Consider the following 15,871-nt stretch of genomic DNA (forward strand, 5'->3'; position numbering starts at 1 on the left):
CGACTCAGCCCATCGCATGCCGATAACCGGCCGAATACGCGCGGGTGACATAGTGTTCCAATTGCCGCTCGATATCACCCAGCAGCGACGAGGCACCGAACCGGAACAAATCCGGCTGTAACCAGCGGTCACCCAGTTCGTCTTTGATCAGCGACAGATAAACCAGCGCGTCCTTGGCTTTGGAAATCCCGCCGGCGGGTTTGTATCCAACGCGGTATCCAGTCCGGTCGTAGTAGTCGCGGAGTGCGCGGATCATGACGAGCGAGACCGGCAGAGTGGCGTTGACACCCTCTTTCCCGGTCGAGGTCTTGATGAAATCTGCGCCCGCCATCATGCAAACCAGCGAGGCGCGGGCAACATTGCGCAGGCTGCCCAGCTCTCCGGTGGCGAGGATCGCTTTGACATGGGCATCCCCACAGGCGGCGCGAAAGGTTTTCATCTCATCATACAAGGCCTGCCAGTCCCCCGACAGCACGTGACGGCGTGAGATCACGATATCGATCTCTTCGGCCCCGGCCTTTACGCTCTCCTCAATCTCGGCCACGCGCAGATGGAAGGGCGACAGTCCTGCTGGAAAGCCGGTTGAGACGGCGGCCACCGGGATGCCGGTGCCGTTCAGTGCCGCAACAGCGGTTTCGACCATATCATGATAGACACAGACGGCGCCTGTGGTGATCGGGGGCATATCCAGCGCCTGCAGCAGCGCAGGGGCCACGGGCTGGCGCGCTTTGGCGCACAGGCGACGCACGCGGCCCACTGTATCGTCGCCCGCCAGCGTCGTCAGGTCGATCATGGTGATCGCCTTCAGAAGCCACGCGGCCTGATAGTCCTTTTTCACTGACCGCCGACCCGGCAGAGTTGCCGCACGGCGCTCGATGGCCGAGGTGTTGGCCTGCGCGCTGCGCACCCAGTTCAGATCCAGTTCCATTCCCGGGTTCCGGGGCTCGGTCACTTGCGGCAGATGCGCGGTGCGCACGGGGCTCTGCGTTTCCATCATCGCGTCCTTTGGGAGATTTGCGCCAAATTCGCACGGGCTGGCGTCAATTGAAAGACGCGGCAGCGCGTGAATGGCAGAAAATTTGACCAAATGGACAAATTAAGTACCTTTCTTGCGAATAATTCTCAATAGCATTGACTTAGTTGCGAATGGTTCTCATATTTAGTGTTAACAGGACACTCAAAGGGGATTGCACATGATTCGGCGCAGCTTTCTTGCAGCATTGGCCTTTGCCGCGACCTTGCCCGCGGCGGCTTGGGCGGCGGAGCCGCTCAAGGTGGTGGCGACCACAGGCATGATCGCGGATGCGGCGCGCCAGGTCGGCGGCGATCAGGTCGAGGTCAAGGGCCTGATGGGCCCCGGCGTCGATCCGCATGCCTATCGTCAGACCCGGACCGATATCGTGGCTATGACCCGCGCTGATCTGGTGCTGTGGCATGGGCTGTATCTTGAGGCACAGATGGAGGGCTTCTTTCACGATCTGGGCCGCAAACGCACCGTTGTCGCGGTGGCCGAGGGGATCGATACCTCGAAGCTTCGGGCGCATGACGATTACGCCGACAAATACGATCCGCATGTCTGGATGACCCCGGATCTGTGGCGCGATGTGGTGGTCGAAGTCCAGACAGCGCTGACCGAAGCCCGCCCCGAGGCGGCTGAGGTCTTTGCAGCCAACGCGCAGGCCCATCTGGCTGATGTCGACCGGCTGACGGCTTATGCGCAAGACGCACTGGGCTCGGTGCCGGACCACAACAAGGTGCTGGTCACCGCCCATGACGCATTTGGCTATTTCGGCGACAGCTTCGGGTACGAGGTTCTGGGCATTCAGGGTATCTCGACCCAGTCCGAGGCTGGTCTGAACCGGATCGGAGAGCTGGTAGACCTGCTGGTCGACCGTCAGATCACTGCCGTATTTGTCGAAAGCTCGGTTTCCGACCGCTCGATCCGCGCGCTGATCGAAGGGGCTGCGGCCAAAGGGCATGAGGTGACCGTGGGGGGCGAGTTGTACTCGGACGCCATGGGCGAGCCCGGCACCTACGAGGGCACCTATCTGGGCATGCTGGATCACAACATTACGGTCATCGCCGGTGCATTGGGTGGCGACGTGCCCGGACGGGGTATGGATGGCAAACTGTCGGCGGGGTTTTGAATGATGCTAGAGCTTGCGTCGGATCAGGGTGTTTCGGTCGAAGATCAGGGGATCGACAACAGTCCGCTGGCCATTCGCGGGCTGACAGTATCTTACGGCCAGAAACCGGCGGTGTTCTCGGTGGACATGACCGTGATGCCCGGTGCTATGACGGCAATCATCGGACCGAACGGGGCTGGTAAATCGACCATGCTCAAGGCGGCGTTGGGGATCGTTTCGCCGCTGTCCGGGCAGGTCACGGTCTACGGCCAGCCGCTTGAAGCGCAGCGCGCACGTATCGCCTATGTGCCGCAGCGCGCCAGCGTGGACTGGGATTTCCCCACTCGTGTAATCGACGTCGTTCTGATGGGCTTGTCGCGCCAATTGGGTCTGCTGGGCCGGGTGCGAGCGCGCCACATGGCCTGCGCATTGGATTGTCTGAACCGCGTCGGCATGCGCGATTTCGCCGAGCGCCAGATCGGGCAGCTTTCGGGTGGTCAGCAACAGAGGGTGTTTCTGGCGCGCGCGCTGGCCCAGGATGCCGACCTGTATCTGCTGGACGAACCGTTTGCCGGGGTCGATGCCGCAACCGAAAAAGCCATCATCGCAGTGCTGAAATCTCTGAAAGTGGCCGGCAAGACCGTTGTTGTCGTGCATCACGATCTGGCCACGGTGACCGATTATTTCGACCATGTTTTCCTGATCAACACCCGCAAAGTCGCCGAAGGCCCGGTGTCCGAGGCTTTCACTGCCGAAACCCTGCAGGCCGCTTACGGGGGCCGTCTGGCCACCGCTCAGATCGACCAGATCTCGCGCGCGCTGGGGTAATTCATGATTTGGGACGCTCTGAGCCTTCAGCTTGGCTATAACGCCACGCTGGTCGCCATTGGCGCGGCCTTGCTGGGTGTTTCGGCGGGGGTGACGGGCACTTTCCTGTTTCTGCGCAAACGCGCACTGGTCAGCGATGCGATCAGCCACGCCACGCTGCCGGGCGTCTGTATGGCCTTCATGCTGCTGGTGGTGCTGGGCGGAGACGGGCGTAACCTGATCGGTTTGCTGGCAGGTTCCGCAGTGTCAGCATGGGTTGGTCTGCTGTGCCTGAACTGGCTAACACGCCATACCCGACTGGCCGAGGATGCGGCCATCGGCGCGGTGCTGTCGGTGTTCTTCGGGCTGGGGATTGTCCTTCTGACAGTGATCCAGACCATGGGCGTGGGACGTCAGGCGGGGCTCGAAGGATTCCTGTTGGGCTCAACCGCCGGGATGCTGTGGGCCGATGCGCTGATCATCGCCGTCGGAGGGGCCGCGACGCTGGTTCTGGTGATGCTTATCCGCCGCCCGATGATGATAGTTGCGTTTGATCCCGAATATGCAGCGGCGCGTGGATTGCCCGTGCATAGAATTGATCTGGCGATGATGGGTCTGGTGATGGCGGTGACGGTTGTCGGGCTGAAAATCGTCGGTCTGATCCTGATCGTGGCGCTTCTGATCATCCCGCCGGTCACCGCGCGGTTCTGGACTGAAAGGTCCGACCGCGTTGTATTGCTGTCCGGGCTGGCCGGAGGGCTGGCGGGCTATCTGGGTGCGGCACTGTCCGCTTCGGCCCCGAACCTGCCGACCGGTCCGATTATCGTGCTGGTCAGCTTCGGCTTTTTCGCGCTGTCGCTGCTGCTGGCCCCGGTGCGCGGGGTGCTGGCTGCGGTGTTGCGCCACCTGCGGTTCCAGCGTCGGGTGCATGTTCGGCAGGGTCTGCTGGCACTGGCGCAGGGCCAGAAGATTTATGAACCCCTGACGCTGCGGCTGCTGCGGCGCGCCGGGCTCGTGCGCGCCGATGGTGTGGCCACTGAAACCGGCAAGGCGCGCGCCGCCAAAGCCCTGCGGGACGAGAAGCGCTGGGAGCTGGTGCGCGCCGATCAGGCGCATGAGGCGACGGCGGCATTGTATGACGGGCTGCGCGACATCGAAACGGTGCTGACCCGTGACCAGATCGCCGAGATCGACCGCCGCATCGGCGGCCCACAGGGGGTGACATCATGAGCGGTGAAGAGTTCGTCCCCCTGTCGCTGACGCCCCTGCTGATCGGCACCTTCGCAGCGATTGCCTGCGCCCTGCCGGGTAACTTTCTGGTGCTGCGCAAACAGGCGCTGATCGGTGACGCGATCAGCCATGTGGTGCTGCCGGGCATCGTTGTGGCCTTTCTGTTGACCGGTGCGATCTCGACCTGGCCCATGATGCTGGGCGCTGCCGGGGCCGCTGTGGTCGCCGTGGTGATGATCGAGGCAATCCGGCGGCTGGGTCAGATCGAGCCCGGTGCGGCGATGGGCGTCGTGTTCACCACTATGTTCGCAGGCGGCGTATTGCTGCTTGAGCAGACCGATACCTCGACTGTGCATCTTGATGTGGAACATGCGCTGTACGGCAATCTGGAAAGCCTGATCTGGCTGGATGCAACCGGCTGGTCCTCCGTATTGGACCTGCAGGCGCTGGCCGGATTGCCGCCCGAACTGCCGCGGATCGCGCTGACGCTGGTCGGCGTAATCCTGTTCACCTGGCTGTTCTGGAGACCGTTGAAAATCTCGACCTTCGACGAAGGCTTTGCCCGCACCATTGGCATTCGGACCGGGGTGCTGGGTATGGCGTTGGTCATCACTGCGGCCATTGCCGCCGTTGCGGCCTTTGATGCGGTCGGCTCTATCATCGTAATCGCGATGTTCATCTGTCCCCCCGCGGCGGCCCGGATGATGACCAACCGGCTTGAGACCCAGATCGCGTGGAGCGTCGTGTTTGCGATTCTGTCGGCGGTCGTGGGCTATGTGCTGGCCGGGTACGGGCCACTGTGGCTTGGCGCGGCAGATGCGGTCAGCGCGGCCGGGATGATCGCCACGGTGTCGGGTGTGATCCTGGCGCTGGCGGCCCTGTTTGGACCCTGCCGCACACGGGCCGGCGCGCCGAGTACCGCTTGACTTGGCGTATTTGCGCCAGCGCGCGCTGCGGCGGATCGGCGCATATTTGCCAATGGAAACAATCACTCAATCTTAACAAGATTTATTCCGTTTCTCGTGTTACGAGTCCTTCAATTGTTAAATGGATGACCACCACTCACTTCGGTTTGTCCGGCCAGCATTGACCCAAGTCGCTACCCCCTTGTCGGCGTGGTCAATCTGGCCGGACACCTTATTTTTTGGCCTTTGATTTCTGCTCAAACCGGTGGCAGAATCGCGCGTATATGTGCTAGGTCTAGCGGTATGGCGCAGACGAACCCCAATATCAGCGAAAATCGACCGGTGATCCGGCAGCTTGACGATGCCGCCATCAACCGTATTGCAGCAGGTGAGGTGGTCGAGCGTCCGGCCTCGGCGGTCAAGGAACTGGTCGAGAATGCCATCGATGCCGGGGCGACTCGGATCGCGATTGATGTTGCGGATGGCGGTAAGACGTTGATTCGCGTCACTGACGACGGCTGTGGCATCGCTGCAACAGACCTGCCGCTGGCGCTGTCACGTCATGCGACCTCGAAAATCGATGGGTCTGATTTGCTGAACATCCACACCTTCGGTTTCCGGGGCGAGGCGCTGCCCTCACTGGGCGCAGTAGGCCGCCTGACCATCACCAGTCGGGTGCCGGGTGCGGAAGCGGCGCAGATTCAAGTGGCGGGCGGCAAGATGGTCGGGGTCAAACCCGCCGCTCTGCGCTCCGGCACGGTGGTCGAGCTGCGCGATCTGTTCTTTGCCACGCCCGCACGGCTGAAATTCATGCGCACCGACCGGGCCGAGGCGCAGGCGATTACCGACACCGTGAAACGTCTGGCCATGGCGGAACCTGCGATCACCTTCACCTTGCGCGATGTGTCGGGTGGAGGCGAAGGGCGCGTGACTTTCCGCGCCGACCGCGAGAATGGCGATCTGTTCGATGCCCTGCATGCCCGTCTGGCGCGCGTGATCGGGCGCGAATTTGCCGAAAATGCGCTACAGATCGACGCTACGCGCGAGGGGATCCGGCTGTATGGCTACGCTGCTCTGCCGACCTATTCGCGAGGTGCTGCGGTGGCGCAATATCTGTTCGTCAATGGCCGCCCGGTGCGGGACAAGATGCTGACCGGGGCGCTGCGCGCGGCCTATTTCGATTTCCTCAGCCGTGACCGCCACCCGGCGGCGGCGCTGTTCATTGATTGCGATCCGACGCTGGTGGATGTGAACGTCCATCCCGCGAAATCCGAGGTTCGGTTTCGCGATCCCGGCATCGCGCGCGGGCTGATCGTATCGGCCTTGCGACATGCGCTGGCAGAGGCCGGGCATCGGGCCTCGTCGACGGTCGCCAATGCGACCTTGGGCGCGATGCGACCTGAACCCGCGCAGTCAGCACCTGCGCGGGTGTATCAGATGGACCGCCCCTCACCTGCCGCGCGGCAAGCAGCGTATCGGGCACAGTCCCCCGGCTTTGCCGAGCTGTCGCAGGATTACAGCGGTCGCATTGTCGAGCCCGCGCCGGACCCGGTGCCCGTTGCCGAGGCTCCGGCGGATGATTTGCCCTTGGGCGCTGCGCGCGGGCAGGTGCATGAGAATTACATCATTGCCCAGACCGCCGATGGCATGGTTATTGTCGACCAGCATGCCGCGCATGAGCGGCTGGTCTATGAAAAGCTGAAAACCCAGATGGCCGAGAATGGCGTCGCGGCGCAGGCATTGCTGATCCCAGAAATTGTGGAACTGTCAGAAGGCGACTGTGCCCGTCTGATGGCTGTTGCCGACGATCTGTCGCGCCTTGGCCTGACGCTGGAACCCTTCGGCGGCGGAGCCATTGCGGTTCGGGAAACCCCAGCCATTCTGGGCGAGGTTGATGCCCGTGCGATGATCCTCGATATCCTCGACGAATTGACCGATCAGGGCGAAAGCCAGATGGTGCAGGCGCGGATCGAGGCAATTCTGTCCCGCGTGGCCTGCCATGGCTCGGTCCGGTCTGGCCGCCGGATGCGGGCCGAGGAAATGAACGCCCTGCTGCGCGAGATGGAGGCGACGCCCCATTCCGGCCAGTGCAACCACGGGCGGCCGACCTATGTGGAACTCAAGCTCAGCGATATCGAACGCCTGTTCGGGCGCAGTTGATCCCGGCGCACGACCGGGTTATGAAGAATAAAACAAGAACATCCGAGGCGACATGATCGAGATTGCCGGAACCCCATACGCATTGACCGACCCCGTGATCCTGATCGCGGGAGGGGTTGTCGCGCTGATCCTGCTGCTGCTGTTCATGTCGCTGCGCGCGGCACAGCGCTCGGCGCGGATGGCGGAACCTCTGGCGCGGCAGATGGCGCATCTGGGTCAGCATGTGCAGCAGTTGGGGCAGGGTCAGGAGCAGTTGCGGGGCGGTTTGCAGCATGTCTCGGACACGCAGGCCAATGCGCAGGTGCAGGTGATCCAGACGGTCGAATCGCGCCTGTCCTCGGTGCAGCAGCAGATGAACGACCGGCTGGCGGATAATGCGATGAAATCGGCGCGCGCTTTGGCTGAGATGCAGGAGCGGATGAAAGAGACCCTGCATGGCTCGTCAAAACAGACCGCGACCTCTCTGACGCAATTGCAGGAACGTCTGGCGGCCATCGACAAGGCGCAGGATAACATCACCAAACTATCGGGCGATGTGTTGAGTTTGCAGGATATCCTGTCGAACAAGCAGCGACGCGGTATGTTTGGTGAGATTCAACTGAACGATATCGTCTCCAAGGCGCTGCCTGCCGACAGCTATTCGCTGCAGGCGACCCTGTCGAACGGCAAGCGCGCAGATTGCCTGATTCACCTGCCCAATCCGCCGGGACCCATCGTGATCGACGCCAAATTCCCGCTGGAGGATTTTGAGGCGCTGGCCGCCGCGCAGACCCGCGAAGAGGTCGAGAAATGCCTGCGTGCCTTTGGTGCGGCGGTAAAGGTGCATATCAAGGCGATATCCGAGAAATACATCCTTGATGGCGAAACCGCCGATGGCGCGCTGATGTTTGTCCCGTCCGAGGCGATCTATGCCGAGTTGCACGCGCGCTTACCGGATGTCGTGCGCGAAGGGTTTGCGGCACGGGTCTGGATCGTGTCGCCTACGACCTGCATGGCGACGCTGAACACGATGCGCGCGATCCTGAAAGACGCGCGGATGCGGGAACAGGCGGGCGCGATCCGTAAGGAACTGGGCCTGCTGCACAAGGATGTGGACCGGTTGGGCGACCGTGTGTCCAACCTCGACCGGCATTTCGGGCAGGCGGCCAAGGATATCTCGGAAATCAAGATCAGCGCGGAAAAGGCCGGGCGTCGGGCGCAGCGGCTGGACAATTTCGATTTCGAGGAACTGGCCCCCGAAGATCACACCAACGTGGTGCCGCTGGGCAAGACCGAGGGCTAGACGTTACTGGATCGACAGGTCCAGATTGTACCCGACCGTCTTGCCGGTATCGCGATCATTGCCCATCAGGTAGACGCGGATCGTGTAGTCCCCGTCCTCGGGCAGGTCGATCCGGGCGGTGTTGCCGTCAATCGAGCCGTTATAGATCGCAACACCATCGCTGCCAGGGGGCAGGATGTTGAAATAGATCACGCCATTGCCACTGGTGTCGCTGACTGCGAGGTCTGCGAACATCTCCTGACCCGCCTTCGCGCCCAGTTTGTAGTCGAAATATTCGTCGCCTGTGATGGTTCCATTCACCATTGTCCCGAAATTGCCAGGCTGGAACTTTACGTCGGCGGTCATCTGGGCCGACAGGCTGCTGGCGCAAACCAACAGGCAGGCTGCAAGGACTAGGGGTTTGATCATCACAGAGACCTCCTCGCCCGCGCACTGGTTCGCTTCAGCCTGTCACATGCGGTCAAATGCGCAGGAAGGGCTGGAACAGGCGCGGCATCAGTTTGGTGAATTTCAGCGGCGCATCAGTGACCGCGAAACAGATGCAATCCTCGACCATGTCCGCCACCGGAGTATGGTGCAGATCCTCGTCGGCGATTTCCACATCGCCGCGGGCGAAATGGTCGACCTCGTCCGAGAAGGCACCCTGCAGGACCATTGTCAGCTCGGTGCCATGGTGGCTGTGATCGGGTACAGCCGCGCCTGCGGGGATGAACAAAAGCCGGGCTGTGGCCTCGCGCGTGGTGGGCAGGATGGCTTGCTTGACCCCCATGCCGATGGATTTCCACTTGATCGCGGTCACATCGCCGCCGACATAATCCTGCAGCGGGGCGGGAAGCACCGAACAGACGGGGCGCGAAGGCTTGGGCGTCGGTGCGCCCTGCGCAATCAGCGCCATAGTTGCGGCCAGCGAGTCCTGACCCATCTGGGCCGAGCCGGTCTGTTCGTCCAGCACGCAGCCGCCCACCGCATCAAAGCTCTCGGCCCGGGCGCGGCAGTGGTCGCAGAGCGACAGGTGCGTGGCGACCATCAGATCGAACGCCTCGGGCAGGTTGCCTGCGGCATAGGCCATCAGCAGGTCATCTGTCAGGTGATGTTTGATCGTTTGTTCCATCATCTTCATCTCAGTTCATCGCATGGCGCAGGCGGTCCAGCGCCAGCCGTATCCGTGATTTGATCGTGCCCAGTGGCAATCCGGTCTGAGATGCGATTTCCCGATGGCTCAGATCACCAAAATAGGCTTTCTCGATCAGCTGTCTTTGCGCCTCTGGCAACGCGGTCAACGCGGTGCGCAGCTGCGCGGTTTCTTGTTGTAGCGCCAGCACGTCTTCTTGTTCTGGCTCTGCTTCGGGGCCCCAGCCCAGATCTTCCGGCTCGGGGCGGCGTTGTTTGCGGATCACGTCGATGCGCTTGTTCCGCGCGATCGTGAAGACCCATGTGGCCACGGTGGCCCGTGTCGGATCGAACAGATGTGCCTTGTGCCACAGGGTCGCCATCACCTCTTGCGCGCATTCCTCGGCCAATGTGGCGTCGGAACCCGACTTGATCAGGAACGCCTTGATCCGGGGTGCGAAATGCTGAAACAGCTCGGCAAAGGCCGCCTGATCCTGATCGTCCCGGATGCGAATGACGTGGCCCGTCCACTCTTGCCGTTTGTCACACGTTCTGTTCGTTCCGTTCACCGGCCTGCCCTTGATGTTTTTGGGTCCGCGCACGGCACGTCGCAGGCCAGCCTCGGCCATTGGTTCGTCCAGAGTCACGGTCTCAGTCTCGGTAAACATAATCACAATACGCGGCGCAGCCCAAGCTGGATCAGTTTGTATGCTCATTTTCATCCAAACTGCGCTAGATAACGTAATGCAGGATAGGTTGCTCTGCGGAAAAGAGCATCTTTTGAACAGTTTACGGGCAGATCGGATAATCTGAGATGAACAGGATCGATCATATAGCGGGGCACACCTACCACGGGCGCAAGGGTGTGATCGAGAACGCGTTCCGCTATTCTGTGGACTACATACTGTTCGACCCCGAGGCGCAGCCGACGACCCCGGCGCTGTTTTCGATCAACACAGCCAACCTGACCAACTGGCGGGACCGGGACCACGGTGGCGAGCCCGGTCAGGGCCGCGGCGCGGTCTGGTTGCGCGAGCAGATCGAGCAGCACGCGGTGCCGCAGCCGGACCATATGTTGCTGCTGACGCAACCACGCGTTTTGGGTCATGTATTCAACCCGGTCAGTTTCTGGTTCTGTTTTGATGCTGCGGATCAGTTGTATGCGGTTGTGGCCGAGGTGACGAACACCTTTGGAACGCGTCATAGCTATTTGTGCCATAAACCCGATTTTGCGGCGATTGAACCGACAGACCGTATTCTGGCGGACAAGCTGATGCATGTCTCTCCGTTTCAGCAGATTGAAGGGACCTATACGTTCCGGTTTGACTTTCGTGCGGACCGGGTCGGGGTCTGGATCGACTATGGCAGAGACCACGGCGGGTTGATTGCAACACTGACCGGAACACGCGCACCCCTGAGCAATCGGGTGATCCTGCGGTCACTTTGGCGGCGGCCGTTTGGCGCGCGGCGGGCGTTGTTTTTGATTCACTGGCAGGCTTTGAAGCTGTGGTTCAAGAAAGCGCGGTTCAGCCCGTTTCGCACTGCCCCGGTGCCTGATCGCCCGGTCTCGCGCTCGCGTCAGTAAAGGTTGCGGGTTTGCGTAAGATCAAAGACGGCTGCTGTGTGGGTGGTTCAGATAGGAAGAACCGCGAACACGAGGAGTTGGGACATGCTGGAAATCTCGGCAAGAAAAATCGCCCAGGTTGCCATGATGGGACGTGAACTGGACCGGGCCGAGGGCGAGCTGCGCGCCTTCATCGACCGAATGGGGGAAGATGAGCAGGCCGAACTGGTGGCCGTCATGTGGATTGGCCGCGAGAGTTTCTTTGCTGAAGATCTGGCAGAGGCGGTCGCAACTGCCAAGTCCGAAGCCTCGACCCCGTGTGCGGACTATCTTATCGGTACGCCGCATTTGTCAGACCATCTTGAGAACGGGTTGGATGCGCTGGGTATCTCGGCAGAGGATATCGAAAACGATCTGATGTGAGCGCATCCGTCAACGAACGGAGCGAGGGGCCAGCCCCTCGCACCTACGTTGGTGAGGCCTTGTGCGGTGTTCGGGCGTGACGGCTTGAAATACGGGGATCAGGGCGGCTCGTCGTATGACATGAAGCAAAGTTAATTTCGCGCTCGGGCGCCGTTAATGCCGAGGTCTTTTCTCAGGTACATCACCAACCCTGGTGCTGACACTTGGAGGAGAACGACATGGCATATGTACACACAGCAGACGCCCGGAAAGGTCTCTTTTTTGGCCTGTTTGCAAAGCACGCAGAAGCAAAGGTTGAACTGTATCGTCGACGGATCTTGGGCAAAACGATCCGCGAACTTGAGCGATTGAGTGACACCCAGTTGCGCGATATCGGTATTCCGCGCGATGAGATCAATGAGCGGGCCTATCAAAGTGTCTATCACGCCAAGCCCTATCGGGCGCAGGCCTGAGCGCACGCATCGGGGAGGCTAAACAATGCTGGATACCAATCTTGCTTATCACCAACGTCCGTCAAATAGCGCGCTTATGCTTTTTGACCGGGCAATGCAGATGCGGGCCATCCGCGCGGATATCGTGGGTGCTGCCCAGCAGTTGAACCGGCTGCCGGATCACACACTTGCAGAGCTTGGGATCAACCGTGTCGATGTGGAAGCGGTGATTGCGCAATATATCTAAGCGCGGCTTCATCTGCGCTTTGGAGTACAAAACAGCCATTCCCGCATACCCGGAGTGGCTGTTTTCTTTTGGTGTTCAGGTCAGATGGTCCACGATCTGCAAGTGCTGTGCCTGTTTGTCGATTTCGCTCATCCAGTGCTCTAGCAGTTTCGGATCGCTGGGGGCTGCGTGTACGCCTGCCGGGATCGCCCGGTTCAGGACGGACTCGACGGCCAATGACACCGGGATCGATACCAATCTTGCCATCGCGGTGCCACGCGCGTCGCCCCAGGCGTCCATGACGTAGGTTTTGTGCCAAACCGGGATGCCTTCTTTCTCGGACTTGAGCCCCACGCACAGAACCACGCGGTCTGGTTCGCCCTCGTCATAGGCGTTGTCTGCCCAGAACTGGTCTGACATCTCTTTCAGGCGGGCGTCGCCTTCGGCCCCCGAGAGGGTTTCGATCTCGGCGAACACATCCGCCCACGCATCCGCCCAGCCGTTCAGGCGCAGGGTGCCGCGGACGAATTCCTTGACCGTCCAGTGATCATCGAACTGGTATTCCGCCATGAACGGGATCGAGTCGCGGTTGGGATAGACTTCGAAGCTTTCTGGTGTGGGCAGCGGGGCAATGTAGCTGCTGATCGCGTCCCAAGGGCGGGCGACGTCCAGCGGGGCGTAGTCGCGGATGGACTTGGACGGTGAGCGCAGCGCCTTGAGCACACCCAGAGGCGACCAGCTGAACTTGTACCGGAACGGGTTCGGGTTTTTGGGAATGCCACCGCAATAGGAAATGAAGCTCAGGTGGTTTTGCGGATCGAATGCGTCCGAGGCGCGGTAGTCCGCGACCAGAGCGTGCGCCATCAGGTGGTCGATGCCGGGGTCAAGGCCGACCTCATTGACGAGCGCGACTCCGGCTTCGCGCGCTTTGTCATCCAGAGCGCGCATTTCGGGGGCGATATACGAAGACGAGACGAAATTCGCGCCCTTTGCGATCGCCAGTTCCGCCAGCGGGACGTGCCAGTCGCCGGGCAGCATCGAGACGATGATGTCGCCCTGTTCCAGGACCTCACCGAGCGCGTCGATGTCGAAGGCGCGGATGTCGTCGGTCAGGTCTCCGATCTCGGTCTTCGCTTTCTCGATGGTTCGGTTCCAGACGGTGACCTTGTGCCCGCCTTCGATCAGGCGGCGCAGGCCGGGGATGGCCGACAGGCCGGTGCCACACCAGTGAATCGTCATCGCTCAGATCCCTTCGATATGAGTCTTGTAGGTTGTTTCCGCCCGGCCCCAGACGCCGCTGTTCAGATCGGTGAGCGTCAGCAGCGAGGGTAGCAGTTGCTTGGCATAGTCTTCCGAGCTTTCGACCGGCAGCATTGAGGGCAGGTTGTCGATGGCCATGACATCCATCACCGGATCGGTGGCCACGCGCAGGGCGGGGGCGTCCCATGTAGTGGCGCGATCATAGACCGGCACGGGATTATAGTCGCTGTCCGGGTCACAGGCCACGTCGCCGATGGCGGTCAGTTTGCGCGGCGCGGTCAGCGCCTCGCGCGGGACAAAGACCGGTGTGCCGGGGCGCGCGAAGATGCAGTTCAGGAACAGATCGTGGTTCAGGATTTCCGGGAATGGCCCACCGCTTGCGGTTTCGGCAATGTCCCATTTGGTGACGGCGACACCCATCGCCTCGCAGAGGTCCGCAGCACCCGTGCCCACGCGCCCCAGTGCACCGATTACGATCGCAGTCGGGCGGGTGCCTGTGGCATCCAATTCGGCCCGTAACTCGGCGTTCAGTGCATCTTTGTTCGGATAGACTCCGACCGGCGGGCATTCCTGACCTCTTTGCTGCGCCGCCCATGTTTTCAGCGTGACAGCCGCGCCTGCGTAACCTGCCCAATAGCCAAAGGCGGCCACCCGGCGATCGTCTTCATCCACAAGGTATTCCAGATCATAAAGCGTGCCGCCCCCGGCCTTGAACCGCTGCAACAACGCCCGGCCCGAATGTTGTCCCTTATAGGCATGGCCAAACATGATGTGGCGATGGGGCAGGGGCGTGCCGTCTTCCGGGAGCTCCTTCAGGCCGAAGATGATCGCGTCCTGCGGGGCCTGAGGCCAGCTGTTCTCAGCCGCAATCTCACACCCGGCGTCTTTATAGCCGTCCAGCGGAATCGCGCGCACCGAGCTTTCCTCGACCGTGACGCGCAGACCTGCCGCGATCAGCGCGGCGGCCCCTTCGGGGGTCAGCCCAACCCGTTCCTCGTTCGGGCGCTGTTCTGCCCGGACCCACAGATGTGTCATTGCTATTCCTTTATGTCAGAGCATGCCTGCAGCGCGTACCGCCTGAACCGAAGGCCGCGCCTCCATCGCCTCGCGGAAAGCGATGATCTTGGGAAAGGCCGCGACATCGACGCCGTCTCCCTCCAGCCAACTGCACACCACATAGAGATAAGCATCGGCTAACGAGAACGCCTCACCCAGCACAAACGGCCCGCGCAGGCCGTTTGACGAGATATACGCACAAGACGCCGTCATCGTCTGCGCGACCTTGTCCTTCATGTCCTTCCAGCTGGATTTCTTGTCGGCCCAGCGGTGGCCACGCATCTTGTGCGCGTGGTTCACATGCATGGTCGAGGCGAGGTAGTACATCACCTCGCGCATGCGCCCCGCCATCACCGGATCGGCAGGCACCAGACCGGCGTTCGGCGCAACGGTCGCGACATAGTCCAGCAGTGCGCCGGTCTCGGTCAGGATGCCACCATCCACCACAAGCGCGGGAACGCGTCCCTTGGGGTTGATCTGGCGATAGGCGGGCTTGGTCTGCTCGCCCCCGGCAAAGTCCAGCTTGATGGCTTCATACTCAAGCCCTGCCTCTTCCAGCGCGATGGCCACAGCAACGGAAATGGTGCGGGGGGCGTAGTAAAGCTGCATACGGGGCCTCCTTACAGATGGGTTTGCGCGAACTGCCGGTCGGGTGCTTCCAGATGGGGCACCGCGTTGAACAGAACCGGGCTCAGCTGCGTGCCAATCGGGTGCAGACGATGCATCGACGTGTTCATGATGGCAAGCGCCACGCGGGCCATCGACGGGATATCCAGCCCCATCGCCTGCCGCACCACCATCGAGATCAACCCGCCCGAGGTCACAACGATCGCAGGCCCGCCCTCGGTCCCGATCTCGCGCAGGGCGTCGCGTACGCGAGTTTCGAACTGATCGAACGTTTCGGGTGCGTTGGCGATCTCGCCCCGGGACCAGGCGGCGAAAGTGCGGGGCAGATGTTCGACAAACCCTTCGCGATCAGTGGGGATTTCGACGCCGTGTTGCTGCTGGAAAAGCTGCGCGAGGGTGAAATATTCAATCTCGTTCAAGCGCGTATCGCGGATCGGGTCAGTTAGCCCCATGCTGGTCGCGGTTTCCACATGCCGGTTCAGCGTGCCGCAATAGACACGCGGATAATGGCGCTGGGTATCGCGCAGATGCGCGCCCAGCCAGCGCGCTTGCTGGTGACCCAGATCGCTGAGCCGGTCATAGCTCAGCTCGTCCCGCGCGGTTGTGTTGGCCTGCCCGTGGCGCACCAGTGTGATATATGACATGACGGTCCCTCTTGCGGGCA

18 protein-coding genes are annotated in these 15,871 nt (G+C 61.5%); 10 read left to right on the forward strand and 8 right to left on the reverse strand.

The features are described 5' to 3' along the window. Positions 1-4: 4 nt before the first annotated feature. Positions 5-994 (reverse strand): deoxyribose-phosphate aldolase, encoded by a 990-nt coding sequence (gene deoC, locus ACR0KM_RS09115; RefSeq protein ID WP_480824343.1) that lies wholly within the window; start codon positions 992-994, stop codon positions 5-7. A gap of 199 nt (positions 995-1,193) precedes the next feature. On the opposite strand from deoC, the gene ACR0KM_RS09120 reads away from it, so the two are divergent. From ACR0KM_RS09120 to ACR0KM_RS09145, 6 genes are all read left to right on the forward strand, one after another. Then, positions 1,194-2,147, forward strand: coding sequence for a metal ABC transporter solute-binding protein, Zn/Mn family (locus ACR0KM_RS09120; protein ID WP_480858729.1), 954 nt, complete (start codon positions 1,194-1,196; stop codon positions 2,145-2,147). Further along, positions 2,148-2,954, forward strand: coding sequence for a metal ABC transporter ATP-binding protein (locus ACR0KM_RS09125; RefSeq protein WP_480858731.1), 807 nt, complete (start codon positions 2,148-2,150; stop codon positions 2,952-2,954). It abuts the gene before it with no gap. Positions 2,955-2,957: 3 nt separating this feature from the next. Next, a complete protein-coding gene (locus tag ACR0KM_RS09130) occupies positions 2,958-4,163 on the forward strand; it encodes a metal ABC transporter permease (RefSeq protein WP_480858733.1) in 1,206 nt (401 codons plus the stop codon). After that, positions 4,160-5,089 carry a metal ABC transporter permease gene (locus ACR0KM_RS09135; protein WP_480843432.1) on the forward strand — a complete coding sequence of 310 codons (930 nt, stop codon included), beginning with the start codon at positions 4,160-4,162 and terminating at the stop codon, positions 5,087-5,089. The genes ACR0KM_RS09130 and ACR0KM_RS09135 overlap by 4 nt, the downstream gene beginning before the upstream one ends. 282 nt (positions 5,090-5,371) lie before the next feature. Continuing rightward, positions 5,372-7,228, forward strand: coding sequence for a DNA mismatch repair endonuclease MutL (gene mutL / locus ACR0KM_RS09140; RefSeq protein WP_480858735.1), 1,857 nt, complete (start codon positions 5,372-5,374; stop codon positions 7,226-7,228). Positions 7,229-7,280: 52 nt separating this feature from the next. Further along, complete coding sequence (locus ACR0KM_RS09145; protein ID WP_480858737.1) at positions 7,281-8,510, forward strand: DNA recombination protein RmuC; 1,230 nt, start codon at positions 7,281-7,283, stop codon at positions 8,508-8,510. A 3-nt stretch (positions 8,511-8,513) separates the two neighbouring features. Here the strand turns inward: ACR0KM_RS09145 and ACR0KM_RS09150 are convergent, their stop codons facing one another. From ACR0KM_RS09150 to ACR0KM_RS09160, 3 genes are read right to left on the reverse strand one after another with little or no spacing between them, the layout of a single operon-like run. Next, entirely contained in the window at positions 8,514-8,918 is a 405-nt protein-coding gene (locus ACR0KM_RS09150; RefSeq protein ID WP_480858739.1) for a hypothetical protein, read from the reverse strand. Positions 8,919-8,970: 52 nt separating this feature from the next. After that, the gene (locus tag ACR0KM_RS09155) at positions 8,971-9,621 is read right to left on the reverse strand and encodes a ChrR family anti-sigma-E factor (RefSeq protein ID WP_480858945.1); all 651 of its coding nucleotides are present in this window, start codon (positions 9,619-9,621) and stop codon (positions 8,971-8,973) included. A gap of 10 nt (positions 9,622-9,631) precedes the next feature. Continuing rightward, positions 9,632-10,288: a sigma-70 family RNA polymerase sigma factor gene (locus tag ACR0KM_RS09160; protein ID WP_480858947.1), complete on the reverse strand. Its 657-nt coding sequence runs from the start codon at positions 10,286-10,288 to the stop codon at positions 9,632-9,634. A 146-nt stretch (positions 10,289-10,434) separates the two neighbouring features. Between ACR0KM_RS09160 and ACR0KM_RS09165 the strand changes: the two genes are divergently transcribed. From ACR0KM_RS09165 to ACR0KM_RS09180, 4 genes are all read left to right on the forward strand, one after another. Beyond that, positions 10,435-11,205: a DUF1365 domain-containing protein gene (locus tag ACR0KM_RS09165; protein ID WP_480858741.1), complete on the forward strand. Its 771-nt coding sequence runs from the start codon at positions 10,435-10,437 to the stop codon at positions 11,203-11,205. 84 nt (positions 11,206-11,289) lie between these two features. Then, positions 11,290-11,607 (forward strand): DUF3775 domain-containing protein, encoded by a 318-nt coding sequence (locus ACR0KM_RS09170; RefSeq protein WP_480778702.1) that lies wholly within the window; start codon positions 11,290-11,292, stop codon positions 11,605-11,607. A gap of 218 nt (positions 11,608-11,825) precedes the next feature. Further along, positions 11,826-12,059 (forward strand): DUF1127 domain-containing protein, encoded by a 234-nt coding sequence (locus ACR0KM_RS09175; protein WP_480858743.1) that lies wholly within the window; start codon positions 11,826-11,828, stop codon positions 12,057-12,059. A gap of 25 nt (positions 12,060-12,084) precedes the next feature. Next, entirely contained in the window at positions 12,085-12,285 is a 201-nt protein-coding gene (locus ACR0KM_RS09180; RefSeq protein ID WP_480824366.1) for a DUF1127 domain-containing protein, read from the forward strand. A gap of 75 nt (positions 12,286-12,360) precedes the next feature. Here ACR0KM_RS09180 and ACR0KM_RS09185 read toward each other — a convergent pair whose 3' ends face one another. From ACR0KM_RS09185 to ACR0KM_RS09200, 4 genes are read right to left on the reverse strand one after another with little or no spacing between them, the layout of a single operon-like run. After that, on the reverse strand, positions 12,361-13,503 hold the full coding sequence (locus tag ACR0KM_RS09185; protein WP_480858745.1) for a saccharopine dehydrogenase family protein: 1,143 nt from the start codon (positions 13,501-13,503) through the stop codon (positions 12,361-12,363). Between the two features lie 3 nt (positions 13,504-13,506). After that, positions 13,507-14,559 carry a saccharopine dehydrogenase gene (locus tag ACR0KM_RS09190; protein WP_480858747.1) on the reverse strand — a complete coding sequence of 351 codons (1,053 nt, stop codon included), beginning with the start codon at positions 14,557-14,559 and terminating at the stop codon, positions 13,507-13,509. Positions 14,560-14,574: 15 nt separating this feature from the next. After that, positions 14,575-15,189, reverse strand: a complete 615-nt coding sequence (locus tag ACR0KM_RS09195; protein ID WP_480858749.1) for a glutathione S-transferase family protein — start codon at positions 15,187-15,189, stop codon at positions 14,575-14,577. Positions 15,190-15,200: 11 nt separating this feature from the next. Continuing rightward, positions 15,201-15,851, reverse strand: coding sequence for a histidine phosphatase family protein (locus tag ACR0KM_RS09200; RefSeq protein WP_480824374.1), 651 nt, complete (start codon positions 15,849-15,851; stop codon positions 15,201-15,203). Positions 15,852-15,871: the final 20 nt, after the last annotated feature.

This window comes from Ruegeria sp. G10 (assembly GCF_056533645.1).